Origin of the sequence: Undibacterium sp. RTI2.2 (assembly GCF_035018705.1) — a bacterium.
GTDB lineage: Bacteria > Pseudomonadota > Gammaproteobacteria > Burkholderiales > Burkholderiaceae_D > Undibacterium.
Genome location: NZ_JASJXN010000128.1, coordinates 1 through 666, shown reverse-complemented (window position 1 = coordinate 666; position 666 = coordinate 1). Strand labels below are relative to the sequence as shown.

The following is a 666-nucleotide window of genomic DNA, read 5'->3' as shown; positions in this document are numbered from 1 at the left end:
TCGCCGAATGACAAATTGGTCGTAATGATGAGCGAGGTTTTTTCATAGAGATGGCTGATCAGATGGAACAGCAATGCACCTCCAGAAGCGGGAAACGGCAAATATCCCAGCTCATCTAAAATGACAGCGTCCATCAGGCAGAGCTGTTTCGCCAGATTGCCGACCTTTCCCTGACTCTTCTCTCGTTCCAACTGGTTGACCAGATCGACCGCATTAAAGAAACGCACCCGCTTGCCATGATGGATTGCCGCGACACCGATGGCAGTGGCCAAATGCGACTTGCCGGTGCCAGTACCACCCACCAGAATTAGGTTGTGCGCTGTTTCCATAAATCCTGCGGTCGCCAATTGCTCAACCACTGTTTGCGATAAGGGAGTCTCTGCCCAGTTAATGCCAGTTAAGTCACGGTGAATCGGGAAGCGTGCTGTTTTGAGTTGATAGCGTAAGCTCTTGAGTTGCCTATCGGTTTGTTCTGCATGGATTAACCGCTCCATCCAGCTTTCAGGTCGATGTGCTTGCCTGGGCTTTTCTGCCTGCAGCTCACTCCATGCCAAAGCCATCCCATAGAGTTGCAGTGTTTTTAAACTGGTAGCGTGGTCAGTGGACATTGGCCGCTCCCAGCAAATAATCATAACGGTGGCAGTTCGCCAGAGGTTCCATCGTCAA

1 protein-coding gene is annotated in these 666 nt (G+C 51.1%); it reads right to left on the bottom strand.

Features of this window, described 5'->3' with window-relative positions:
* Positions 1-608: IS21-like element helper ATPase IstB (gene istB, locus QN395_RS21395; protein WP_323493054.1), on the bottom strand; the 608-nt coding region annotated here is incomplete at its 3' end.
* Between the last annotated feature and the right edge of the window lie 58 nt (positions 609-666).